At 62.6% G+C, this 21,901-nt stretch carries 23 protein-coding genes; 5 read left to right on the top strand and 18 right to left on the bottom strand.

Going from position 1 to position 21,901, the window contains the following annotated elements; translation table 11 throughout:
* Nucleotides 1–7: 7 nt before the first annotated feature.
* From ACD590_RS12125 to ACD590_RS12060, 14 genes are all read right to left on the bottom strand, one after another.
* Nucleotides 8–1,000: a dihydroxyacetone kinase subunit DhaK gene (locus ACD590_RS12125; RefSeq protein WP_130652593.1), complete on the bottom strand. Its 993-nt coding sequence runs from the start codon at nt 998–1,000 to the stop codon at nt 8–10.
* Nucleotides 1,001–1,051: 51 nt separating this feature from the next.
* A complete protein-coding gene (locus tag ACD590_RS12120) occupies nt 1,052–1,459 on the bottom strand; it encodes a hypothetical protein (protein ID WP_018242455.1) in 408 nt (135 codons plus the stop codon).
* A 1-nt stretch (nt 1,460) separates the two neighbouring features.
* Nucleotides 1,461–3,032 (bottom strand): putative PEP-binding protein, encoded by a 1,572-nt coding sequence (locus ACD590_RS12115; RefSeq protein WP_439002624.1) that lies wholly within the window; start codon nt 3,030–3,032, stop codon nt 1,461–1,463.
* A complete protein-coding gene (locus ACD590_RS12110; protein ID WP_026230806.1) occupies nt 3,016–3,360 on the bottom strand; it encodes an HPr family phosphocarrier protein in 345 nt (114 codons plus the stop codon). The genes ACD590_RS12115 and ACD590_RS12110 overlap by 17 nt, the downstream gene beginning before the upstream one ends.
* Nucleotides 3,360–3,758: a dihydroxyacetone kinase phosphoryl donor subunit DhaM gene (dhaM, locus tag ACD590_RS12105; protein ID WP_028733133.1), complete on the bottom strand. Its 399-nt coding sequence runs from the start codon at nt 3,756–3,758 to the stop codon at nt 3,360–3,362. The genes ACD590_RS12110 and dhaM overlap by 1 nt, the downstream gene beginning before the upstream one ends.
* A complete protein-coding gene (gene dhaL / locus ACD590_RS12100; protein WP_028733132.1) occupies nt 3,755–4,369 on the bottom strand; it encodes a dihydroxyacetone kinase subunit DhaL in 615 nt (204 codons plus the stop codon). Before dhaL ends, dhaM begins: the two co-directional genes overlap by 4 nt.
* Before the next feature lie 52 nt (nt 4,370–4,421).
* Nucleotides 4,422–6,065, bottom strand: coding sequence for a dihydroxyacetone kinase subunit DhaK (locus ACD590_RS12095; protein WP_439002623.1), 1,644 nt, complete (start codon nt 6,063–6,065; stop codon nt 4,422–4,424).
* Nucleotides 6,066–6,118: 53 nt separating this feature from the next.
* Complete coding sequence (locus ACD590_RS12090; RefSeq protein ID WP_028733130.1) at nt 6,119–7,126, bottom strand: ABC transporter ATP-binding protein; 1,008 nt, start codon at nt 7,124–7,126, stop codon at nt 6,119–6,121.
* Nucleotides 7,119–8,216 (bottom strand): ABC transporter ATP-binding protein, encoded by a 1,098-nt coding sequence (locus ACD590_RS12085; protein ID WP_130729096.1) that lies wholly within the window; start codon nt 8,214–8,216, stop codon nt 7,119–7,121. Before ACD590_RS12085 ends, ACD590_RS12090 begins: the two co-directional genes overlap by 8 nt.
* A 3-nt stretch (nt 8,217–8,219) precedes the next feature.
* Nucleotides 8,220–8,432: a hypothetical protein gene (locus ACD590_RS12080; RefSeq protein WP_018447247.1), complete on the bottom strand. Its 213-nt coding sequence runs from the start codon at nt 8,430–8,432 to the stop codon at nt 8,220–8,222.
* Entirely contained in the window at nt 8,429–9,382 is a 954-nt protein-coding gene (locus tag ACD590_RS12075; protein WP_018242446.1) for a carbohydrate ABC transporter permease, read from the bottom strand. Before ACD590_RS12075 ends, ACD590_RS12080 begins: the two co-directional genes overlap by 4 nt.
* The gene (locus ACD590_RS12070; RefSeq protein WP_112906592.1) at nt 9,379–10,347 is read right to left on the bottom strand and encodes a carbohydrate ABC transporter permease; all 969 of its coding nucleotides are present in this window, start codon (nt 10,345–10,347) and stop codon (nt 9,379–9,381) included. The genes ACD590_RS12075 and ACD590_RS12070 overlap by 4 nt, the downstream gene beginning before the upstream one ends.
* Nucleotides 10,348–10,449: 102 nt before the next feature.
* Entirely contained in the window at nt 10,450–11,775 is a 1,326-nt protein-coding gene (locus ACD590_RS12065; protein WP_439002622.1) for an ABC transporter substrate-binding protein, read from the bottom strand.
* Nucleotides 11,776–11,880: 105 nt separating this feature from the next.
* Complete coding sequence (locus tag ACD590_RS12060) at nt 11,881–12,249, bottom strand: hypothetical protein (protein ID WP_439002621.1); 369 nt, start codon at nt 12,247–12,249, stop codon at nt 11,881–11,883.
* An 84-nt stretch (nt 12,250–12,333) separates the two neighbouring features.
* On the opposite strand from ACD590_RS12060, the gene ACD590_RS12055 reads away from it, so the two are divergent.
* The 5 genes from ACD590_RS12055 (at nt 12,334) to ACD590_RS12035 (ending at nt 18,788) form a co-directional block, all read left to right on the top strand.
* Nucleotides 12,334–13,779 (top strand): MFS transporter, encoded by a 1,446-nt coding sequence (locus ACD590_RS12055; RefSeq protein ID WP_439002620.1) that lies wholly within the window; start codon nt 12,334–12,336, stop codon nt 13,777–13,779.
* A gap of 278 nt (nt 13,780–14,057) precedes the next feature.
* The gene (locus ACD590_RS12050) at nt 14,058–15,122 is read left to right on the top strand and encodes a histidine kinase dimerization/phosphoacceptor domain -containing protein (RefSeq protein WP_439002619.1); all 1,065 of its coding nucleotides are present in this window, start codon (nt 14,058–14,060) and stop codon (nt 15,120–15,122) included.
* 109 nt (nt 15,123–15,231) lie between these two features.
* Nucleotides 15,232–15,783 (top strand): DUF924 family protein, encoded by a 552-nt coding sequence (locus ACD590_RS12045; RefSeq protein WP_193446563.1) that lies wholly within the window; start codon nt 15,232–15,234, stop codon nt 15,781–15,783.
* Nucleotides 15,784–15,874: 91 nt separating this feature from the next.
* A complete protein-coding gene (locus ACD590_RS12040) occupies nt 15,875–18,409 on the top strand; it encodes a mechanosensitive ion channel family protein (RefSeq protein WP_439002618.1) in 2,535 nt (844 codons plus the stop codon).
* A gap of 112 nt (nt 18,410–18,521) precedes the next feature.
* Nucleotides 18,522–18,788, top strand: coding sequence for a hypothetical protein (locus ACD590_RS12035; RefSeq protein ID WP_018242438.1), 267 nt, complete (start codon nt 18,522–18,524; stop codon nt 18,786–18,788).
* 21 nt (nt 18,789–18,809) lie between these two features.
* Here the strand turns inward: ACD590_RS12035 and arsK are convergent, their stop codons facing one another.
* The 4 genes from arsK to ACD590_RS12015 are packed head-to-tail and all read right to left on the bottom strand — an operon-like array spanning nt 18,810 to nt 21,853.
* The gene (gene arsK / locus ACD590_RS12030) at nt 18,810–20,042 is read right to left on the bottom strand and encodes an arsenite efflux MFS transporter ArsK (RefSeq protein WP_439002617.1); all 1,233 of its coding nucleotides are present in this window, start codon (nt 20,040–20,042) and stop codon (nt 18,810–18,812) included.
* Nucleotides 20,039–20,764, bottom strand: coding sequence for an arsenical resistance protein ArsH (arsH, locus tag ACD590_RS12025; protein WP_193446560.1), 726 nt, complete (start codon nt 20,762–20,764; stop codon nt 20,039–20,041). Before arsH ends, arsK begins: the two co-directional genes overlap by 4 nt.
* Nucleotides 20,739–21,161: an arsenate reductase (glutaredoxin) gene (arsC, locus tag ACD590_RS12020; protein ID WP_439002616.1), complete on the bottom strand. Its 423-nt coding sequence runs from the start codon at nt 21,159–21,161 to the stop codon at nt 20,739–20,741. Before arsC ends, arsH begins: the two co-directional genes overlap by 26 nt.
* Nucleotides 21,158–21,853: an aquaporin gene (locus tag ACD590_RS12015; RefSeq protein ID WP_439002615.1), complete on the bottom strand. Its 696-nt coding sequence runs from the start codon at nt 21,851–21,853 to the stop codon at nt 21,158–21,160. Before ACD590_RS12015 ends, arsC begins: the two co-directional genes overlap by 4 nt.
* Between the last annotated feature and the right edge of the window lie 48 nt (nt 21,854–21,901).

Raw genomic sequence — 21,901 nt, 5'->3', positions numbered from 1 at the left:
AACGCTGTCACGGCCAATGCAGCGCTGCGGTCGCTACCGGCGCGTCCCAGAGGGCGATCTCCTCGTCGGTCAGTAAGGCAAGGGTGACGGACAGTCCCTGCATGTCGAGCGAGGTGACGTAGGTTCCGACCAGTGAGCGCTCGATCGGGATGCCTCTTTCCTCGATGAAACGGCGGGCGCCGTTATAGGCGAGGTAGAGTTCGGCGGGCGGCGTGCCGCCGAGGCCGTTGACGAAGAGCAACGCCTTGGCGCCTGGCGCTGCCGCGATGTCGCCGGCGATGGTCTGGCAGAGATGGCCGATGATGGTGTCGGAGGCGGCGAAGGGCTGCCTGGCATGGCCGGGTTCGCCATGGATGCCGACGCCAATCTCCATTTCGTCGGGTCCGAGCGAAAATGTGGTGCGCTCGGTCTGCGGCACCGTCACGCCATTCAGCGCCACACCCATTGAGCGGATGCGCGTATTCAAACCTTCCCCAAGCTGCTTCAATGCGGAAAGTGTCATGCCGCGTTCGGCCGCAGCGCCGAGGATCTTTTCGACGACCAGCGTTCCGGCGACGCCGCGTCGGCCTCTGCCTTCGCCGATCTTCGATGTTTCGATATCGTCACTGACGACCACCATGTCGAGGCTGTGGCGATCTCCGGCCATTTCAATCGCCATTTCGAAATTCATCAGGTCGCCGTCGTAATTCTTGACCACGAGCAGGCAGCCGGCGCCGGTATCGGTCTCTTCGATCGCGGCGATGATCTGACTCGGCGTCGGCGAGGTGAAGATATGGCCGACGCAGGCGGCGTCCAGCATGCCGTGTCCGACGAAGCCGATATGCATCGGCTCATGGCCGGCGCCGCCGCCTGATATAAGCGCCACCTTGCCAGGGGTGAGATGGCGGCGGCGGATGCATCTGCGCTCAGGCCCGAACACCACGAAGGCCTCATGGGCGCGCACGAAGCCTTCGACGCTTTCGGCGACCATGGTTTCCGCAGTGTTCATGAACTTCTTCATCAAGCCTCTCCCAAGGCCAAAAGCGTTACGTTACGTCAACCAGCTTACTCGTCATTCCGCACCCGATATCGCGACGATTTTCTGCACCAGATCTGAGATCGCCTCTTCCAGCAGGCGGTTTTTCCTGTCGTCGCCGAAATCAGGCACCATCAGCGACAGGTGCCGCAATTTCTCGGAATGGCCGAGATCCGGCAACTTGCCGGGATGGGCGGCCTGATAGGCTTCGAGAAAGCGCTCCTGTTCGGCAGCGCTGAAATGGCAGACGCGGACAATCGTCGCGAGATGGCGCGCCGGCAGCGGCGTTGCATAGGTCGGGCTGGTGATCTGGGTGACGAAGCTGCGATGTTTTCCAAGCGCCGTCGCCAGTCGCTGGCGCGTGCCCGATGGCCTGTTGTCGATGATCTGCGCCAGAATGGACTTGTAGGCGATAATGGCGTCTTCGATGTCTTCGCGCGCCATCCTACTCTCCGGCTGCCCTTGTGCCATCGGCATTGAGGCCGATGATCGCCGATCTTATCGCGGGACGCCGGGCCGGCGCCACGGAAAAATGCCGGAGGCCGGCGGCGAGCAGCCTGGGCAGATAGCTGGGATCGCCGGCCATGTCGCCACAGATACTGACTGGCTTGCCGGCGGAAAGTTTCACCGCCTGGGCGAGCAGCCGGAGCACGGCGGGTGCAGCCTTGCCGGCATCGGCGTCCATATCGTCGCGGGCGGAGGCGGCAAGATATTGGGTTAGGTCGTTGGTTCCGAACGAGAAGAAAGCCGCCGACCCGAAGGCGTCGAGCATCAAGGCGGCTGATGGTACCTCCACCATCATGCCGATCGGCGGCATTCGGTGGGGCAGGGCACGGCGGCCCAGCTTTTCGGCTTCCTTGCGGAATAGCTCGCGCATCCTGTCGACCTCGTCGGGAAACGTCACCATCGGCAGCATCACCGACAGCCTGCCAAAGACAGCGGCGCGCAACAGGGCGCGGGCCTGCACGCGGGCGATTTCCGGCCGGGCAAGCAGCAGCCGGATGCCGCGCAGGCCCGAGGCGAGAGCCGGCAGGTCTTCCAGGCCGGCGAGCGGCTTGTCGCCGCCGATATCGAGCATTCTTATGATCACCGGCCTGTCGCCTGCCTGCTCCAGCACGCGGCGATAGATCGCCAGCTGTCGTTCCTCGTTGGCAGCATCGGCGACCGAGGCAACTGAAAACTCCGAGCGCATCAGGCCGACGCCTGCGGTTGCCGGATCGAGCGCATCGATCTCGGCGGGATCGTTGATATTGATGGAGAGCAGGATCGGCACGCCGTCCGCCGTGCGCAGCTCACTGCTGCCGGTTTGCGTGTCGCTGGCAGGTGCTTGTGCCGGTGCCGGGATCAGCATGCCGCCGGCCTTCAGGATGACCGCACCGGCGTCGCCATCCACGCGAACGGGATCTCCATCTGCTGCCGAAAAGCGACCCGTGCCGACCACCATCGGCACCGATTTCGCCCGGGCAAGCAGGGCGACATGGCCGGCGGTGCTGCCTGCAAACAGCGCGATGCCACCGCCCTTCGACCAGTCATGGGCGAGAAAGCGGCTCGGCTCCATATCCTTGCCGACGAAGACCGAGCCAGGCGGGAAATCGGCGATCGGGGTGCCGGCGAGCGCCCCGAGCACGCGGTTCTTGATGTCGAGAATATCGACGGCGCGTGCCCGCATCTGCTCCTCGTCGGCCGCTTCGAGTTCACCGATATAGGCGTCGAGGGTGGCGACCCAGGCGAAGACGACATTCTCGTCGGCCTCCATGCGTGCGCCCGTCGCTTCCGCGATCGTCGGATCGCGCAGCACCTCGATCTGGAAATCGATGATATCCCGGCTTTCGGCATCGGCTCCATCGGCAAGGTGCTCGAGTTCGCCGATCGAGATGTCGATCGCCTTCTCCAGCGCGCTGTATCCACCGACGGCTCGGGATGCAGGGGCGGCGTCCGGCCGCTCGCCAAGAAAGGCCGGGCCGGATGCGATGCCCGGGGATGCGCTCTTCGCTTTCAGTCTAAGCGGTTCGGCCATGTTTCTTTTCCTCATCGAAGTTGCGCTCGATGAGTTCCTTCAGCGCGCGGATCGCCTCTTCGGCGAGAATGCCGTCGGCGCGGATCCTGAGGATCGACCCTTTTCGGATTCTCGCACCCATGATCTTGATGATGCTCTTGCCGTTGAGCCAGACGTCGCTGCCGTTGACAGCGATCTCGATCGAACAGGGGAAGGACTTGGCAAGCCGCGTGAAGGTGACGGAGGGGCGGGCATGCAGCCCGACACCGTGCTTGACTTCCACCTCCGTCTGGCAATTCACGTGCAATGGGTCGGGCTCCTGTTTTTCACTACGCAATCCGCTCGTCATCAGGGGGACAGTTCCTCGGCTGTGGCGACGACTTTGGCCAGCGACGCGCCCCCCGACGCCTCGGCAGCGGCGATGACGGCGCCTTCAACCAAAGGCGCGTTGCAGATGGAGACGAGGGCCGCGCGCGGAAGGCCCAGCATTTCGATCGCCATCTCGCTGTTGGTCTCGGCGCCACCGAGATCGACGAAGACGGCGACGCCGGCATCGGACCATGCGGCCTCGATCGCTTTCAGGATGCCGCCGGCATCGGTGCCGAGGTCGCCGTGGACATTGCCACCCGACCAGGCGAGCGGCACGCAGTCGCCGACCATCTGCCGCACCATGTCGGCGATCCCCCTTGCCACCAGCGGCGAGTGGGAGACGATCACGATACCCACATTTGCGGTCTTTCCATTCATTGCGGACGGTGCTCCCCGAGATAGCGGCAGATCGCCGTGGTCAGCAGCGCGCAGCTCGACGCGCCGGGATCGACATGACCGATGGAGCGGTCGCCGAGATAGGCCGCGCGCCCGCGCATTGCCTTCATGTCAGCAGTGCGGTTGGCGGAACGCTCGGCCCTGCGGGCGATTGCGCCGAGTGGCGAGCGGCTGGCAAGTGCCGCATGCACGGGATAGAGCACGTCGAGCAGGGTTTTGTCGCCGGCATGCGCGCGACCGCGTCTGGCCACGGCATCGATCGCCTGTTTCAGCACCTGCGAAAAATCGGCCTTTTCATCACTTTTGCGAAGCTCGCGGCCGATCTCCATCAGCAGCGTGCCGTAGAGAGGCCCGGCGGCACCGCCGACAGTCATCACCAGCGTCAGGCCGATCTTTTCCATGGCGTCGGGAAAGGGCAGGCTGGACAGGCTTTCGCCTTCGGCGCTCACTGCCTCGCAGCCGCGCCGCATGTTGGTTCCGTGATCGCCATCGCCGATGGCGCGATCGAGCGCGCAGAGATGATCGCTGTTTGCCGCGATCGTCGCGCGGCACACCTCTATCAATCCTGCCACAAGCACCGGTTCCGCCTGCACTGCCGTCCTCCCTGTCGCCGCGCCTCCCGCGGGCTTCTGAATTTCACGCCGGTCAGGCGAGGCTTGCCGCCACGCCGAACGCGCCGGCAACCGCGACGGCGCCGGGATCGGCGACACCCGCCAGATCCCTTTCGCCGACATAGGAGGCGCGTCCGGCTTTCGCCTTCATCATCGACTTCGTCGACTCCGCACCGGCTGCCGCAGCTCTTGCCGCGGCGGCGACATCGCCGGATGCGAGCGCCTGCAGGGCAGGCGACAACGCATCGACCATCGTCCGGTCGCCGACTCCGGCTCCGCCATAGAACGTCATCCTGTCGAGCCCGGCAAGAAGGGCTGCTGATATATCGGCTTTGTCAGCCATCGCCTTTGCCGCGGCGGTGAAGAAGATCGACAGCAGCACGCCGCTCGATCCGCCCATGCTGGTGCCGAGGATCTCGCCGAGCGAGGCAAGCGTTGCCGCCGGCCGGTCGAGCGGCAGCGTGTCGAGGCGGGCAAGCACACTGCGGGCGCCTGAGGCCACCGTCGAGCCGGTATCGCCGTCGCCGACGCGCCCGTCCAGCCGGTTGAGTTCGCTTTCCTGCGAGATCAGATGCTCGCAGAGCGCCGTGATGAGGCGCCGGTTGCGATCATTTTCTCCGGCCTTGCCGTTGGCGCCGTTCAATCCGGCTGATGTTCTCGGTGCGGCGACGATCCTGATCTCGTGGCGTTCGACGGCCGGCATCCAAGCGTGCGGCTCGACCGCTGCCGTCAGCGCCGCCTCGCGCTCGGCATCCAGCCAGATCAGCGACAGCGAGAAACCGTTCATGTTGAGCGCGGTCATCATCGGTGCCGGGCCGATGATCAGCCGGACGCGGCGGCCAAGCGGCGAGGACAGCACTGCATTGGCGATGACGGTCATTTCTAGCGGCGGCACGGCGCCGAGATTGTTGATGAGAAGGGCGTGGCTTCCCCCTTCACGCAGCGTTGGCGACAGGCGTGCCACCATGGTGGCGACGATATCGATGACCGGCTGCAGCGCGATGCGCTCGACGCCAGGCTCGCCATGGATGCCGAGGCCGAGCTCGCCTTCGTCCGCGCCGAGACGGTCCTCATGCGCCTGGCCGGGCACGCTGCAGGTGGACAGCGACACGCCGAGCGAGACGATGTCGCCGGCTGCTGCCGCGGCATGGGCCGCGACTGTCTTCAGATTCTCGCCTCGTTCGGCGTGATGGCCAGCGATTTTGTGGACGAATAGCGTGCCGGCCACGCCGCGCGGCTGGTTGATGCCAGGGATGGCGATATCGTCGGCGACGATGACCATCTCGACGTCGAAGCCCTCAGCGCGCGCCTTTTCGGCGGCAAGGCCAAAATTCAGCCGGTCGCCGGTATAGTTCTTGACGATCAGCAGGGCGCCCTTCGGGCCGGCGACGGCGCGGATCGCCGTCAGCACGGCATCGACGCTCGGCGAGGCGAAAATCTCGCCGGATACGGCCGCCGTCAGCATGCCTTTGCCGACGAAGCCGGCATGGGAGGGCTCATGGCCGGCGCCGCCGCCGGAGATGATCGCCACCTTCGACTTGTCCCAGTCCGCGCGCAGGATCACCTTGATGTCGGGAAAGCTGTCGAGGCGGGCCAGACGGCCATTGCTGCTCGTCAGAAGCAGACCGTCCAAGGCTTCGGTGACGATGTTTTCCCTGCGGTTGAAGAAGTGTTTCATCGATTGAGACCCGTCTGTTTGTTTTTCATGCCATCATCATGTCTGTTTGCCGGTCAGGAAAGGCGCTGTCCACCCGCGTCGAAATAAAGCGGATCGCGCAATGTCAGGCTGATCCGGTCGCCCGGCGCGATCGCCAGATATGGATCCGCAAGTGTGACGAGCTTGTGATTGCCTGCCCTGATGTGCAGATGGTTCTGGTCGCCGAGATGTTCGATCCAGTCGATTTCGGCATTGGCATTCTTGCCGACAATGATGTCGAGATGTTCGGTGCGCGCACCGATGGTCTTCGTGCCGGGCGGCGGCTGGCCGCCGGGCAAGAGGTCCGCAGGCAGTAGGTTGATGTGCGGCTGCCCGAGGCGGGCGGCGACATGCAGGTTGGCGGGATTGCCGTAGATCTCGCGCGGTGTTCCCACCTGCATCAGCCGTCCCTCGGCGACGATGCCGATCCGGTCGGCCATGGTCATGGCTTCCACCTGGTCATGGGTGACATAGAGCAGCGTCGAGCCGAGTTCCTTCTGGATGCGCTTCAGCTCCAGGCGCAGTTCGGCGCGCAGCTTGGCATCGAGCGAGGACAAAGGTTCATCCATCAGATAGATCGCCGGCCGGCGCACCAATGCCCGGCCGATCGCGACACGCTGCATCTCGCCGCCGGAAAGCCTGGTCGAGCGGTTCTCCAGCTTGTGGTCGATCCTGACCATGCGGGCGACCTCTCGGACGCGGCGGTCGATTTCCTCGGCGCTGAGTTTGCGGACCGGCGCCTTCAGCGGAAAAGCAAGGTTCTCGTAAACCGTCATGTGCGGATAGAGCGAATATTGCTGGAAGACGAAGGCGACGTCGCGTTCGGCGGGGGCTTCGGCGGCGACATTGCGGCCGCCGATTTCGATGCGGCCGCTATCTGGCTTTTCGAGGCCGGCGATCAGCCGCAGCGTCGTGGTTTTGCCGGCACCGGTCGGGCCGAGCAGCACGACGAACTCGCCGTCGCGGATCGAAAGATCAAGATCGGCCAGAGCCTGGGTGTCGCCGAAGCGCTTGGCGAGGTTCCTGAGGACGACATCAGCCATGCCGGGTCTCCTGATAGAGCGAGGACGGGACGGCACGGCCCGATGTGCAGTCGAAGAGCGCGAGTTTCGCCGGATTGAATTCCAGGCCGACCCTCTCGCCGATCTGGAAGCTGCGATTGGCGGGAACGCGGGCCTTGATCAGCCCGCCCGGGGTTTCCACAGCCACGACCTGATTGGTGCCGAGATATTCGCTGCCATAGACGGCGCCGCGGAGCCGCGAGGCGTCGCTGAAGCGGATATGCTCCGGCCGCACACCGAGCGCCAGCTCGCTTTCGGCCATGTCCTGATGGATCTCGGGAACGGCGACATCGACGCCGTCGAGCAGGATGGAGCGGTCGCCGCTCTTCAGACCCGAGGTGAAACGCATGAAGTTCATCGGCGGCGAGCCGATGAAATCGGCGACATACATGGTCGCCGGCTTTGAATAGATCTCCTGCGGCGTGCCGAACTGCTCGATGACGCCGTGGTTCATGACGGCGATCTTGTCGGCCATCGCCATTGCCTCGTGCTGGTCGTGAGTGACGTAGACGGTGGTCGCGTGGATGCGGTTGTGCAGTTCGCGCAATTCGTGGACCATGATCTCGCGGAACTCGGCGTCGAGCGTGCCGAGCGGCTCGTCCATCAGGAAGCATTTCGGACGCCGGACGATGGCGCGGCCGAGCGCCACGCGCTGCCGGTCGCCGCCGGCAAGGCCGGAGACCGAGCGGTTGAGAATATGGTCGATCTGCAGCAGGCGGGCGGTCTCTTCCACGCGTTGACGGATTTCGGCCTTTGCCATGCCCTGCGACAGCAGCGGGAAGCCGATATTCCTACGCACGTTCATATGTGGGTAGAGCGCGAAGAGCTGGAAGACGAAGGCGATGTCGCGGGCGCTGGCGCGGTTGAAGGTGACGTCCTCGCCGTCGAGATAGATCTTGCCACTGCTTGGCAGCTCGAGGCCGGCGATCATGCGCAGCGTGGTGGTCTTGCCGCAGCCGGAAGGCCCGAGCAGCGCCAGGAACTCGCCGTCATGGACGGTGAAGCTGGAATCTTGAACGGCGACGAAACTGCCGAATTCCTTGCGGAGATTTTCGATCCGGATGTCCGCCATGGTTCACTCCGGGAATTTCGAAACGATGATGAACATGACGGTGCCTGCAAGCAGGGTCACCAGCGAATAGGTGTAGAGCACCAGCAGGAAGGGCTGGAACAGCATCAGGAAGCCCAACCCGATCAGCACGGTCGCGATGGTTTCCATCGGGCCGCGGCGCAGGAGGAATGGACGCTTTGGGCGGGCGGGCGCAGGTGTTTCGATCAGATGGCTCATTTGCGGACGGCTCCGAAGGTGATGCCGCGCAGCAGCTGCTTGCGCAGGAGAATGGTGAAGACGAGGATCGGGATCAGGAAGATCGTCGTGCCGGCGGCGACCGCCGGCCAGTCCTGCCCGCCTTCGCCGATGATCGTCGGGATGAAGGGCGGCGCGGTCTGGGCCTCGCCCGAGGTCAGAAGGGCGGCGAAGGCATATTCGTTCCAGGCGAAGATCAGGCAGAAGATCGCGGTCGCGGCAATGCCCGTCGTCGCCTGCGGCAGTACGACCTTGCGGAAGGCCTGCAGTCTCGTATAGCCGTCGATCATCGCCGCTTCCTCGTATTCGCGCGGGATTTCGTCGATGAAACCCTTGAGCAGCCAGACGGCGAGCGAGACGTTGACGGCGGTGTAAAGCAGAATCATGCCGAGCGCCGTGTCCGACAGGCCGAGCTCGCGGTACATGAGGTAGATCGGGATGGCGACGGCGATCGGCGGCATCATGCGCGTCGACAGAATGAAGAACAGCAGGTCGTCGGCGAGCGGCACCTTGAAGCGGGAGAAGCCATAGGCGGCGAGTGTGCCGAGAAAGACCGCAAGGAAGGTGGAGCCGAAGGCGATCACCAGCGAATTGACGAAACGCGGCAGGAAGTTCGACGGGCCGGCGATCACCATGTTGCGCCTGCGCGTTACCTCGTCACAGGCGCCGACCGGCGCCGGCAGCGAAGCGATATAATCAGGCGTCTGCCGGGTGCGCGTGGTGAACAGGTTGCAATAGCCTTCGAGCGACGGCGTGAAGACGATCTTCGGGGGATAACTGATCGAATCCGGCGGCGACTTGATGCTGGTTAGGAAGATCCAGACGAGCGGGATGAGGGTGATCAGCGCATAGATGACGACGATGGTGCCGGCGATGCGCTTGCTGGAGAGGCTCGGTTCGACGACCGAATGGGCTGAGTTGGCGGCGCTCATCGTTGCTTCACCTTGTTCAGTGCCTTGACGTAGATGTTGGCGAGACCGAACACCGCGACGAAGAGGATGATGGCAAAGGCCGAGGCCCGGCCGGTCGCCCAGCTTTCGAAGGCGGCGCGTTTCAGCGTGATCGAGGCGACCTCAGTGACTGAGCCCGGCCCGCCGCCGGTGAGCAGCGTCACCATGTCGAACATCTTGAAATTCTCGATGCCGCGGAAGAGCACGGCGAGCATGATGAAGGGCAGGGCCATCGGCACGGTGATCGACCAGAACTGGCGCCATGGCGAAGCGCGATCGACCTCGGCAGCCTCATAGATATAGTCGGGGATGGAGCGCAGGCCGGCGAGGCAGATCAGCATCACATAGGGCGTCCACATCCAGGTATCGACGATGATAATCGCCCAGGGCGCCAGAGAGACATTACCGAGCATCTGGATATCCGATGTCGGGATGCCAGACACCATCGACACGGCATAGGCGAAGAGGCCGATCTGAGGCTCGTAGAGAAAGCGCCAGAAATTGCCGACCACGGCAGGCGACAGCATCATCGGGATCAGGATGATCGTCGTCCAGAAGGCATGGCCGCGAAACTTGCGGTCGATCAGATAGGCGAGCGTGAAGCCGATCACCGTCTGCAGCACGATCGTCCAGAAAACGAAATGCGCGGTGGTCTGCATCGCCTGCCAGATATCGGGATCGTTGAGGACGCGCTGGTAATTTCCAAGGCCGACGCCCTGGACAGGCGCATTCGGCCGGTTGGCGCGGTAATTGGTGAAGGAGAGGTAGACCGCCCAAAGCAGCGGAAAGATGTTGATCGCCAGCAGCAAGGTGATAGCCGGCGCAATGAACAGCCAGGCGATCGCCCTGTCGGAGAGGCCGCGGACGCGCCGGGCGACCGAGACGGGCGTCGCCCTTGCTGTCGCATCGGCTGCTTTCTCGACGATCGAGGAAGGGGAAATAGTCAAGTTTTCACCCGGTCTTTTGGGATATGGGAAATTTGGCGGCCCGGCTCGTCTGCCGATCCGGGCCGCCATCTTAAGGATGGCACGCATCAGGGATGCCGCACGCTAGATCTTGCCGTCGTCCTTGAAGACGTCGCTCCAGTCCTTCACCAGACCGTCGAGCGCTTCCTTGGCGGTGCCATTGCCGGCGACCACGTAGTTATGGACGCGCTTCTGCATGGCCTGCAGCAGCGAGGCGTAGCTCGGCTCGGCCCAGAAGTCCTTGACGATCGCCATCGAGTCGAGGAAGGCCTGGGCATAGGGCTGGCTCTTGGCAAAGCCCGGCGCATTGACGACGGAGTTCAGGCAGGAAAAACCGCCGAGTTCCCACCATTTGGCCTGCACATCGGGCTGTGCGAACCACTTGATGTATTGCAGGGCAGCATCGCGCTTGTCGGAGTAGGAGACCACCGAGATGCCCTGGCCGCCGAGCTGGGCGAAGTGCGCCTTTTCAGCCGGATTGGGGAAGAAGCCGATCCTGTCGCCACCGACCTTCTCGTCCTTGTAAAGGCCGGGCCAAGTGAAGGCGAAGTTCATCTGCATGGCGACCTGGCCGGATTTGAAGGCATCGGCGGATTCGACCATGTAGACGTTGGAGCTGCCGGGCGGTGTGCAGCAATCATAAAGGGACTTGTAGAATTCGAGGCCCTTGACCGCGTCGGCCGAGTTGACGAAGCCTTCCATGTCATAGGGCTTTTGCGGGTTTTCGTACTGGAAGCCCCAGTCGTAGAGGACGTTGGTCACGCCCATGGTGATGCCTTCGGAGCCGCGCTCGGTATAGATCGAGGCGCCGTAGACGGTCTTGCCGTCGATCTCACGTTTCTGGAAGAACTCGGCGATTTGCTTCAGCTCATCGTAGGTCTTCGGCGCTGCGAGATCCCGGCCGTATTTCGCCTTGAATTCCTTCTGCAGTTCCGGCTTCTCGAACCAGTCCTTGCGGTAGGTCCAGCCGACGACGTCGCCCATGGCGGGCAGCGCCCAGTAGTTCGGCGTGTTCTTCGGCCATTCCGAGTAGCCGACGACGGTCGCCGGCACGAAGTCATCCATCTTGATGCCTTCCTTGTCGAAGAAGTCGTTGAGCTTGACATAGTGGCCGTTCTCGGCCGAGCCGCCGATCCACTGGCTGTCGCCGATGATGAGGTCGCAGAGCTTGCCATGGGAATTCAGCTCGTTGAGGAAGCGGTCGGCATAACTCGTCCAGGGAACGAATTCGAATTTCATCTGCGTGCCGGTCTTGGCGGTGAAATCCTTCGACAGCTCGACGAGCGCATTGGCGGGGTCCCATGCGGCCCAGCACAGCGTCAGTTCATCGGCTTTGGCGAGATTGGGCAATGCCGACGACATGACGAATGCCGTGGCCAGCCCCAAAAGGGCTTTCGATGTTTTCTGCATAAGTTCCTCCCAGAACCAAAAGCCGGCTCCCCGCCGGCGTCGCATGTTCACCCACTTCAGAGAATGCTCACATGAACTCCTCAATCATCATGTTTAGCAATATGTTTAGTGATATCTATTTTTATAAACATTGCAAGCCTCAATCGTTGCTGCAATGCGAAAAGCGTGGCGCCACATGGGCGGATATTTTTGGGAGCCGATCTTTTCGGCCGATCTCGAAAAATTCTTTGGCGAGCGTACCGATGCAGCGACATCTGGCCTCGCTGCGACATGGATCGCACGGTATGGACTGCGCGCCGCTCCTGCTTTTCCCCGGAGCGGATCACTTGGCCTCGCTTCGGCGGGGCCTTTTTCTTGAATCTTTTCTTTAGCTGCCCGTAATCCGGATGCATCGGGAATATTCCTGCGCAGTGCGAGATTTAGCCTTTCCGCCCGGCTGCAACGGGCGTATTCAGCCAGTGCGCGGCTTTCCATGTCCGCGCTCCCCGCGCGGCAGATCTCCGATCGACTTCTTCCCGTTTCCCTGCCGCGTCATCCGGAATTTCTATTGGCAGATCCATGACCACGGCAGAGACGAGCGAGAATGGGCAAGAGGCGGCGAGCGGCCGCCAGGCGAAGATCGTGGCGCTGGTCGTTGCCGTTTCCTTCTTCATGCAGATCCTCGACGGCACGATCGTCACCACCTCGCTGCCGCAGATGGCGGCTAGCTTCGGCGTGCAGCCGGTATCGATGAGCATCGGCATCACCGTCTACATGCTGACGATGGCCGCCTTCATTCCGCTGTCGGGCTGGCTCGGCGATCGGTTCGGTGCGCGCCGTATCTTCCTGATGTCGATTGCCGTCTTTACCGGCGCCTCGCTGTTTTGCGGGCTGTCCGGCAGCCTTGCGGAATTCGTCCTGTGGCGCGCCGTGCAGGGGGCGGGCAGCGCGCTGATGACGCCGGTCGGGCGTATCATCGTGCTGAAAAACGCCCGCAAGTCGGAACTGGTCCAGGCGATCGCACTGATCACCTGGCCGGCGCTGACGGCGCCGGTGATCGGCCCAGTGCTCGGCGGCTTCATCACCACCTATGCCAGCTGGCACTGGAACTTCCTCATCAACATCCCGATCGGCATTCTCGGCATCGCGCTGGTGCTGCGTTTCGTGCCGGAGCAGCGCGAGACCAATCCCGGCCGGCTGGATCTCATCGGCTTCGTCCTTAGTGCTGCGGGCCTGACCTTCCTGCTCGCCGCCCTCGAACTCTCGGTCAAATGGGAGAGCGGGCTTTTGCCCGTCATATCAATGCTGGCGGCGGGCATCGTACTGTCGGTCATGGCGACGCGGCATTTCCTCGCCGTCGACAACCCGCTGCTCGACCTTTCGGCTTTCCGCATCCAGACCTTCTCGATGTCGACGCTGTCGGCGGGCACGGCCTGCCGGATGGCGATCAATGCGACGCCGTTCCTGCTGCCTCTGCTGTTCCAGCTCGGCTTCGGTCTGAGCTCGATTGCCGCCGGCACCTATCTACTCGTTTATTTCCTCGGCAATTTCAGCATGAAGGCGGTGACGACGCCGCTGCTGCGCTTCTTCGGCTTTCGCTCGGTGCTTGGGGTCAACGGGCTGATCGCGGCGCTTTCGATCGCCGCCTGCGGTTTCCTTTCGCCGGAGACGCCGCCGTTTTTCATCCATACGCTGCTCTTTCTCGCCGGCCTGTCGCGGTCGATGGAATTCACCGCGCTGAACACGTTGGCCTTCGCCGATATCGGCCCGGCGCAGCGAAGCTCGGCCTCTACGCTGTCGAGCATGCTGCAGCAGGTATCGATGCTGCTCGGCGTGGCGGTGGCGGCGGCCGTGCTCAACATCGGCTCGGCTCTCAGGGGCGCCGACAATCCCGTTCTTGCCGACTTCCGCTGGGCTTTCGTCGCGGTCGGCGCGATCGGCATCGTCTCGTCGCTGCGCTTTATGCAATTGCCGGCAGAGGCAGGGGCCGAAGTATCCGGCCATCGGAAATTCCAGAAAAATTAGCTTATTGGCGGAACCAATCGAGTCGCTCAGCGTTCACGCATTTCATTTCAGGTTTTTCGTTTCCCATCTCTTTCAAAGGCTTCCATGGGGAACCTCTCCAGGCCAAGGTCATGTTCTAAAAATGCCGGAGTCCCGACATCCTCCTTCCGTGCCGCCTGCGACAAGAGCGAGGGATAACCGCTGTTTACCCCAGACGGCCAATGCAATACGACATTCCCATGCGGACGACTCGGACGCTTGCGGGCGGTCGTCGCTGCGAGAGAACGCCGGGAGACTGAATGAGCAATTCTAGCGGCGATGCGGATGCCCTGATCCACATCCTCTATATCGACGACGACGAGGGGCTTGCCCTACTGATGCAGAAAAACCTGCGTCGGTGTGGCTTTTCGGTCGAGTGGGCCGAGAGCGGCGCTGCCGGCCTTGCGAGACTCGGCGAAGGCGGTATCGACGCCGTCGTGCTCGATCATATCCTGGCTGGCGAGACCGGCCTCGACATTCTGCCCTGCATCACGGCGATGCCGGATCATCCGCCAGTGATCTATGCGACGGGTTCGGACGATACCAGCATCGCGGTCGCGGCGCTGAAGGCCGGCGCCGACGATTACATGCTCAAGGGGATCTCAGCCGATTATTTCGACCTGCTCGCGGCCGCGCTCGAACAGGTACTGGAGCGGGCGCGTTTTCGCCGCGAGACGGCGCAGGCGCAGGAGGTGATCCGCCAGCAGCGCGACCTTGCCGAAATGCTGCTTGCCGAGGTCAATCACCGCATCGCCAACAGCCTCGGCCTCGTCGGCGCGCTGATCCGCATGCAATCCTCGATGACCAAAGACCAGGTGGCGATCGATGCGCTGCACGAAACGCAGATGCGCATCAACGCCATCGCCAGCGTGCACCGCAGGCTCTACACCAACCGGCAGGTCGGCTCGGTGCAGGTCGACGAATATCTGAACAGCCTGCTCACCGAACTCGAAGCCTCGATGCGCGACGACAAGCGGCCGCATCGGATCGTGCTCACCGCGCAGCCGGTCAACCTGGCGACCGACAAGGTGATCACGCTCGGGCTGATCGTCAGCGAGCTCGTCACCAATGCCTTCAAATATGCCTATCCGGACAGCGTGCCGGGCGAGATCCGCGTCATCGTCGACCAGACGGACGAGGCATTGCGCGTCATCGTCGAGGATGACGGCGCCGGTTTCGATCCGTCGAGCCCGGCCCGGGGGACCGGCCTTGGTACACGCATTCTGACGGCCATGGCCGCCAGCTTGAAATCGGATTTCGCCTATGACCCCGGCCATGACGGAACCAAGGCGACGCTGGTGTTCTCGTTGCATGAGGGGAAGTAGGGTATTCCCCGTTCAGTGCTGAGTTTGTCGCCATGCGGAACGCCGTTTCTTCTATCATTACAATAGCTTGCCGACGATACATCAAGAAACATGACGCTAGGGGAGGAACATGGCGACGATCCGCACACCGAAGGAAGTCTATGATTTCTGGTTCGTCAGATGCGGCCGGGAGCTGTGGTTCCGCGCGACGCCTGACCTCGATGCAGAGATCAGCACGGTCTTTCGCGATACTCATCTGGCCCTTGCCGCGGATGTTGGCGCCGAATGGCGGGCGGATGCGGAGAGCCGGCTGGCGGCTGTCATCGTGCTCGACCAATTTCCTCGCAACATCTATCGCGGCACGCCGCTTGCCGTTGCGACCGACGGGCTGGCGCTTCGCGAAGCCAAACTCGCGCTGGCATCCGGCGCCGACCGGGTGGTGGAGGCCGCATGCCGTACCTTCTTCTACTTGCCGTTCGAACATGCCGAAGACCTTGGCGAACAGGAACGATCGGTGGCGTTGTTTACCGCCCTCGGCGATGAAGAATATCTCGATTATGCGATTCGCCACCGCGACGTGATCGCTGCCTATGGCCGTTTTCCGCACCGCAATGCCATGCTTGGGCGGGAGTCGACGGCTGGGGAGCGCGACTATCTTTCCAAGCCCGGCGCCGGTTTCTAGGCCTTTCCAGGGAGCTTCCGCCTTTCTGTCGCCTTTCTTTACTATGACAAGCTGGCATTCTACCTCGACGACAACCTTTCCGGAGGCGCTTTTGCGGCTGAGACCTATCCTGCTTCGCACCATTCTTCTGCTGACGCTGGCGGTCGCTGGCGCGCATTTCAAGGGTGCTGCGGCCTTTGCGCAGGAGCCACAGGCACCGGCGGCCGCGCAGGCGCCGCTTGCCGATACGCCGCTCGACCAGGCGACAAAGGAGATCGACAAGGCGAAGGTCCAGCTGACGGCGCTTCAGGACGGCGTCAAGCAGAATGCCGACAATGACGATGCCCTGGTCGGGCTTGCAACCAAGGCCGACGAGCTCAGCCGCGCCGTCATCACCATATCGATCAATCTGAGGCCGCGTTTGGACCAGATCAAGAACCGGCTTGCCGAGATCGGCGATCCGCCGAAGGACGGGCAACCGCCGGAGGCCGAGATCGTCACCCAAGAGCGCAACGCGCTCGCCGCCGAGCGCGCGCAGATCAATGCGGTGACGGGCGACGCCGAAAACCTGTCGATCACGGTGACGAAGCTCGTCAACGAGGTCACCGAAATGCGGCGGCGGCTGTTTGCCGACACGTTGCTCAGGCGCACCGAGATCTCTGTCTCGGTGCTGGATGACGCCGGCGGTGCCTTCGTGCATGAGGCCAGCGAATTCTTGCAGGCCCTGTCAAGTTGGGCCACGTTCGTCTGGAAATTTAAGCGTTTCCCGCTGTTTGCCGCGATTTTCCTGTCACTCGCCTCGGCCCTCATCCTGCTTTCCGGCAGTTACCGGCTGTTCGGTTCGTATCTCCGTCGCGACGAAGCAGTCGAGAACCCGTCCTATATCGGCCGGCTGTCGATTGCCTTCTGGTCGACGCTGATCCGCACCCTGGCGCTCTCGGTTCTACTCGTCACGTCGTTCTTCTTCCTCAATGGTTTCAACGTATTGCGACCCGACATCGCACCCGTCATCGGCGCTCTGTTCGGGGCGATCGGTCTCGTCTATTTCGTCGGCCGCTTCGTCAATGCGATCTTCGCGCCGAATGAACCGCGCTGGCGGCTCGTTCGGCTTTCCAATCTCGGCGCGCGCTCGATCGGTTATTGCTTGCTGGCGATGGCCGTCGTCAACGCGCTCGATTATTTGTTCGGTACGATCGGCGAGGCGATGAGCTCGCCGCTGGTGCTGACCGTGGTCAGGAGCCTGATTGCCGCGCTGATCATCGGCCTGATCCTGATTTCGGTCTCGTTCGGCAAACCGATGCTGGCGAAGAACGGCGATCCAGATGCACCGGGCCGGCATTGGCCGCGCGGCATGGCGATCATCCTGCGTGTCGTCGGCGCCGGCCTCATCCTCACCGCGCTGACTGGTTATGTGGGGCTGGCACGCTTCGTCGCCACGCAGCTCATCATCACCGGCGCGGTCGTCGTCACGATGTATGTCGGCCTGCTTTCCGGCAAGGCGATATCCAGGCAGGAAAGCTTCGGTGACACCTTCTTCGCTCGCTTCCTGACGCGCCGTTTCAAGTTGGGACCTGTGGCGATCGACCAGGCTGGCCTGGTCGTCGGCCTTGCCATCTATGCCGTGGCGCTTATCGTCGGCATCCCCCTGATCCTGCTGCTCTGGGGTTTCCATGTGCAGGACCTGCAGATGCTTGCCTATAGGCTGTTCACCGAGGTCAGGCTCGGTGGCATTAGCATCTCGCTGCTCGGCATCTGCACCGGTATCCTGCTGTTTGCCGGCGTCTACCTGCTGACGCGCTGGCTGCAGCGCTGGCTGGATGGCAATGTGATGGCGCGAAGCCATGTCGATCTCGGCGTGCGCAATTCGGTCAAGACAGGTATCGGCTATCTCGGCGTCGGCATCGCGGCGATCATCGGCGTTTCGGCCGCAGGCATCGACCTCTCAAGCTTCGCGCTCGTCGCCTCGGCGCTCTCTGTCGGTATCGGTTTCGGCTTGCAGAACATCGTCTCTAACTTCGTCTCCGGCTTGATCCTGCTCGTCGAGCGGCCGTTCAAGGTCGGGGACCATGTCGTTTCCGGCACGGCCGAAGGCATCGTCAAACGCATTTCGGTGCGCGCCACCGAGATCGAGACGTTCCGCAAGCAGTCGATCATCGTGCCGAATTCCGAGCTGATCAACGGCCTCGTCGGCAACTGGACACACCGCAACAAGATCGGTCGCTCGGAAATTCCGGTTTCCGTTGCCTACAACGCGGATCCGCAGCAGGTGATGGACATCCTACTGGAACTGACGGCCAAGATACCGCTCGTCATGCGCAATCCGGAGCCGCATGTCGAATTCCTGCGCTTCGGGCCATATTCGCTGGATTTCGAGCTGCGTTTCTTCCTCGCCGACATGGGTGACGGCATGGCGGTGCGCAACAATCTCAGGATCGAGATCCTTAAGCGCTTCAAGGCCGAGGGAATCGAGATCCCGCTGCCACAGACTGATCTTACCATCCATCGGGAGGCTCGTCCCGCGCTTACCGATGCGGGCAAGGATCAACCCAACGAGCAGGAAAACTCGGCGGACACGCTCATGGGGGAGGAAGAGCAGCCGGTGCGGCAATTGCGCAGCAAGACGGCAGACGGCAATCGGAAAGGCTGAACGGGTCATTCAGCCATCATTCACAGCTATATGTGCATGATCTCCACTATCGGGATCGCTGCCGGGGGCAGCACCGATCGCTCGAGGGGAGGGCGCGCCAGCGCCGCCGCACATGATGGCAAGATTTGCCGCCGTTCTGCTTGTCCCGCTGCTTGCCGCGCCCGCGGTTGAAGCGGCATCCATCACCAACACCGATCCCGCCGCCGTCGTGCTCGTCATCACCGAGAGCGGCCAGCGCGTCGAGGTCGTCGTCGATGCCGGCGCTTCGGAAAGCCTCTGCCCTTCCGGCTGCTTCATGACGACGCCCGACGGCGACCGCATTGGGCTCGACGGCGGCGAGACGATCGACATCGTCAAGGGCTCGGCCGTCGTCAAGTAGCGGCTGCACTGATTAATGCGCTCAGGCTTCTCCGGGGTTGGGAACAGTTTCCGACCGGGCAACCGGGCGCGTCAGCCGCATAATAGCGGAGAATGCGGCGACGGGGATGGTGCTGAGCAATGCTGCGATCGACAGTGACCATGATACGCCGAGATTGCCCATCAGGAAGGCGAGTGCGAACGGCGCCATCGAGGAGACGACGAGACGGGCCGACATGATTTGTCCTTGCCGCCGGCCGTAGCCATCGCTTCCGAAGAGCGCGAGCGGTAAGGTTCCGTAGACGATGCTGTTAAGGCCGGAGCCGAGGCCGAAGACAATGGCGAAGACCAGCGCGCCGGGCACCGAGGGTGCGGTGGCGATGAGGATGACAAGGGCCGCCGGCAGCAGGATGGCGCAGATGATCGCCAGCATCACTTGCGACAAGCTCTCACCAAAGACCATATTGATGAGGCGGCTCAACACCTGTGACGGGCCGAAGAGCGTTCCGACCACCACTGCCATGGTGCCGAGGCCGAGTGCAGACATGACAGGCACCATGTGAACCAGAAGTGCCGAGTTCACGAAGCTTTCCAAAGCAAAGCCCGTTACCATCAGGATAAAGGCCGGCCGGCGCACCGACGGCTGAAGGCTCGGCTCGACGCGTTTGGCGGACTCCTTTCCTGTCCGTCTCCTGGTCTCGCTGACGCCACGGGAGAGCCAGGCATGAATGGGAAGGCAGATGGCGAGATGAAGCGCGGCGAAGATCAGATAGACATTCTGCCATGAGAGATGCGCGTGCAGCGCCGTGGTGATCGGCCAAAAGATGGTCGAGGCGAAGCCGGCGATCAGCGTCAGGTAGGTGATACTGCGCTGGGCGATGCGCGGCCTGATCTGCACGAGCAGGGCGAAGGCGGCGCCATATTGCACCAGGTTCGAGGCGATCTCGATGCCGATCAATGCCGCGACGAAAGCGACCTTTCCCGGCGCGAAGGCGCAGACGACGAGGGCAGCGGCGGCAATCGCCGAGCCCGATGTCATGATCCTGCCTGCGCCGAAGCGATCGATCCATGTGCCCATTAGAGGTGCGGCCAGGCCGCCGATCAGAAGGGCTAGGGAGAGCGCAGCGAAGATCCATTCCGATGACCAGTTGAGATCGCGGGCCATGTCAGGGGCGAGGATGCTGAAGCTGTAATAGAGCGATCCATAACCGATGATCTGTGTAAGCCCGAGTGCAACAATGGTCGCTACCGGCGGTCGTTCGGTGCTGATTGTCATAGGGATCTGAGGCTCACGCGCTGTTCGAGCTTTTCGGCTTCTTCTTTCCGCTCGCTGTAGCGGTCGGTCAGATAGTTCGACGCACCACGGGTCAGCAGCGTGAACTTCACCAGTTCCTCGCAGACGTCGACGACGCGGTCGTAATAGGATGAGGGTTTCATGCGGCCGTCGGCGTCGAATTCCTGAAAAGCCCTGGCGACTGATGACTGATTGGGAATTGTGATCATCCGCATCCAGCGACCAAGGATGCGAAGCTGGCCTACTGCATTGAAGGACTGGGAACCGCCGGAGACCTGCATCACTGCCAGCGTTTTACCCTGTGTCGGCCGGACCGAGCCGACCGACAGGGGGATCCAGTCGATCTGCGCTTTCATGATACCGCTCATTGCTCCATGACGTTCAGGGCTGATCCATACCTGGCCTTCCGACCATGCCGACAATTCGCGCAGTTCCTGAACTTTTGGGTGGCTCGCCGGCTCGGCGTCGGGCAACGGCAGATCTTCCGGATTGAAGATACGCACTTCACAGCCGAAATATTCGAGCAGCCGTGCCGCCTCCTGTGCGAGGAGGCGGCTATAGGACACCGCTCGCAAGGAGCCATAAAGGATCAGGATGCGGGGCTTGTGCGTCGAGAACGCCGGCCTGAGTGCGTCCATATCGGGTTGACGCAGATGCATCGGCGATACGGCAGGCAGATCAGACAATGCGCTTGCCCTCGGCATCGAGCACCTTCTCGCCATCTTCCTTGGTGAAGGCGCCGTTGTGCGTTTCCGGCAGGATTTCGAGGACAAGTTCCGACGGTCGCGACAGGCGCGTACCGAGAGGGGTGACGACGAAAGGCCGGTTGATCAGGATCGGATCTTTCAGCATCGCGTCGAGAAGCTGATCGTCGCTTAGATCGGGATTGTCGAGGTCGAGTTCGGCGTAGGGTGTATCTTTCTGGCGAATGGCATCGCGCACTGTCAGGCCGGCATCGGCAATCATCCTGCCCAGCTCGTGACGTGACGGCGGGTTTTGCAGATATTCGATGATATCAGGTTCGATGCCGGCATTGCGGATCATCGCCAGCGTGTTGCGGGAGGTGCCGCAGGCAGGGTTGTGATAGATGGTGACGTTCATAGTTTTGCCTCTGACGACAGGGTTGATGAAGCGCCTGGCTGCAGCAGCCAGGTGAACAGGAAAAGGGCTGCGACCGCGCCTGTTATTTCGGCGATCCAGAAGCCGGGAAGATCGACCGGACGAATGCCGGAGAAGGTATCGGTCAGCGAGCGGGCCAAGGCGACGGCCGGATTGGCGAACGAGGTCGAGGCGGTGAACCAGTACGCGGCGGTGATATAGAGCCCGACCAGCCGCGGCACCGCCTTCTGCTCGAACTTGATGCCGGCGACGATGATCGCGACCAGGCCGAAAGTGGCAACGCCTTCCGAAAACCATTGCGCGCCGCCGGTGCGTATCTTGCTCGACATTTCGAGAAGCGGCAGGGCAAACATCAGATGGGCGGCGACGGTCCCGACGATGCCTCCAGAGATTTGTGCGGCGATATATCCGGCGAGATCGCGTTTTGCCAGCGAGCCCGACATCGCAAAGATCAGCGAGACCGCCGGGTTGAAGTGGGCGCCGGAGATCGGTCCGAGCACAGTGACCAGCACCACCAGGATGGCGCCGGTCGCGAGCGTGTTGCCGAGCAGGGCAAGTCCTACGTCCTGCGTCAGCGATGTCGCCATGATACCCGACCCGACAACTGTCGCGACCAGCATGGCGGTGCCGAGACCCTCGGCGACGAGCCGGCGTGGTAGATCGAAGCCCGTCATCAGCCCATCCTCGTCGTGCCGCGGAACGGTGTATCGCCAATCCGGCCT

Source organism: Rhizobium sp. 862_C5_N1_2 (assembly GCF_051811205.1).
In the GTDB taxonomy this organism is placed as follows: Bacteria; Pseudomonadota; Alphaproteobacteria; order Rhizobiales; family Rhizobiaceae; genus Rhizobium; species Rhizobium leguminosarum.
Note: the sequence above shows the minus strand (reverse complement) of the source record. Positions and strands in the feature narration are given on the sequence as shown.

Bases quoted from the DNA above. Each gene is read 5' to 3' on its own strand.
- ACD590_RS12090 (WP_028733130.1), bottom strand. From the start codon at position 7,126: ATGGCTGATGTCGTCCTCAGGAACCTCGCCAAGCGCTTCGGCGACACC.
- dhaM (WP_028733133.1), bottom strand. From the start codon at position 3,758: ATGAATGGAAAGACCGCAAATGTGGGTATCGTGATCGTCTCCCACTCG.
- ACD590_RS12050 (WP_439002619.1), top strand. From the start codon at position 14,058: ATGAGCAATTCTAGCGGCGATGCGGATGCCCTGATCCACATCCTCTAT.
- ACD590_RS12085 (WP_130729096.1), bottom strand. From the start codon at position 8,216: ATGGCGGACATCCGGATCGAAAATCTCCGCAAGGAATTCGGCAGTTTC.
- ACD590_RS12035 (WP_018242438.1), top strand. From the start codon at position 18,522: ATGATGGCAAGATTTGCCGCCGTTCTGCTTGTCCCGCTGCTTGCCGCG.
- ACD590_RS12060 (WP_439002621.1), bottom strand. From the start codon at position 12,249: ATGGAAAGCCGCGCACTGGCTGAATACGCCCGTTGCAGCCGGGCGGAA.
- ACD590_RS12080 (WP_018447247.1), bottom strand. From the start codon at position 8,432: ATGAGCCATCTGATCGAAACACCTGCGCCCGCCCGCCCAAAGCGTCCA.
- ACD590_RS12075 (WP_018242446.1), bottom strand. From the start codon at position 9,382: ATGAGCGCCGCCAACTCAGCCCATTCGGTCGTCGAACCGAGCCTCTCC.
- ACD590_RS12065 (WP_439002622.1), bottom strand. From the start codon at position 11,775: ATGCAGAAAACATCGAAAGCCCTTTTGGGGCTGGCCACGGCATTCGTC.
- arsC (WP_439002616.1), bottom strand. From the start codon at position 21,161: ATGAACGTCACCATCTATCACAACCCTGCCTGCGGCACCTCCCGCAAC.
- ACD590_RS12055 (WP_439002620.1), top strand. From the start codon at position 12,334: ATGACCACGGCAGAGACGAGCGAGAATGGGCAAGAGGCGGCGAGCGGC.
- ACD590_RS12095 (WP_439002623.1), bottom strand. From the start codon at position 6,065: ATGAAACACTTCTTCAACCGCAGGGAAAACATCGTCACCGAAGCCTTG.
- ACD590_RS12115 (WP_439002624.1), bottom strand. From the start codon at position 3,032: ATGGCCGAACCGCTTAGACTGAAAGCGAAGAGCGCATCCCCGGGCATC.
- ACD590_RS12045 (WP_193446563.1), top strand. From the start codon at position 15,232: ATGGCGACGATCCGCACACCGAAGGAAGTCTATGATTTCTGGTTCGTC.
- arsH (WP_193446560.1), bottom strand. From the start codon at position 20,764: ATGCCGAGGGCAAGCGCATTGTCTGATCTGCCTGCCGTATCGCCGATG.
- ACD590_RS12110 (WP_026230806.1), bottom strand. From the start codon at position 3,360: ATGACGAGCGGATTGCGTAGTGAAAAACAGGAGCCCGACCCATTGCAC.
- ACD590_RS12120 (WP_018242455.1), bottom strand. From the start codon at position 1,459: ATGGCGCGCGAAGACATCGAAGACGCCATTATCGCCTACAAGTCCATT.
- ACD590_RS12015 (WP_439002615.1), bottom strand. From the start codon at position 21,853: ATGACGGGCTTCGATCTACCACGCCGGCTCGTCGCCGAGGGTCTCGGC.
- ACD590_RS12125 (WP_130652593.1), bottom strand. From the start codon at position 1,000: ATGAAGAAGTTCATGAACACTGCGGAAACCATGGTCGCCGAAAGCGTC.
- arsK (WP_439002617.1), bottom strand. From the start codon at position 20,042: ATGACAATCAGCACCGAACGACCGCCGGTAGCGACCATTGTTGCACTC.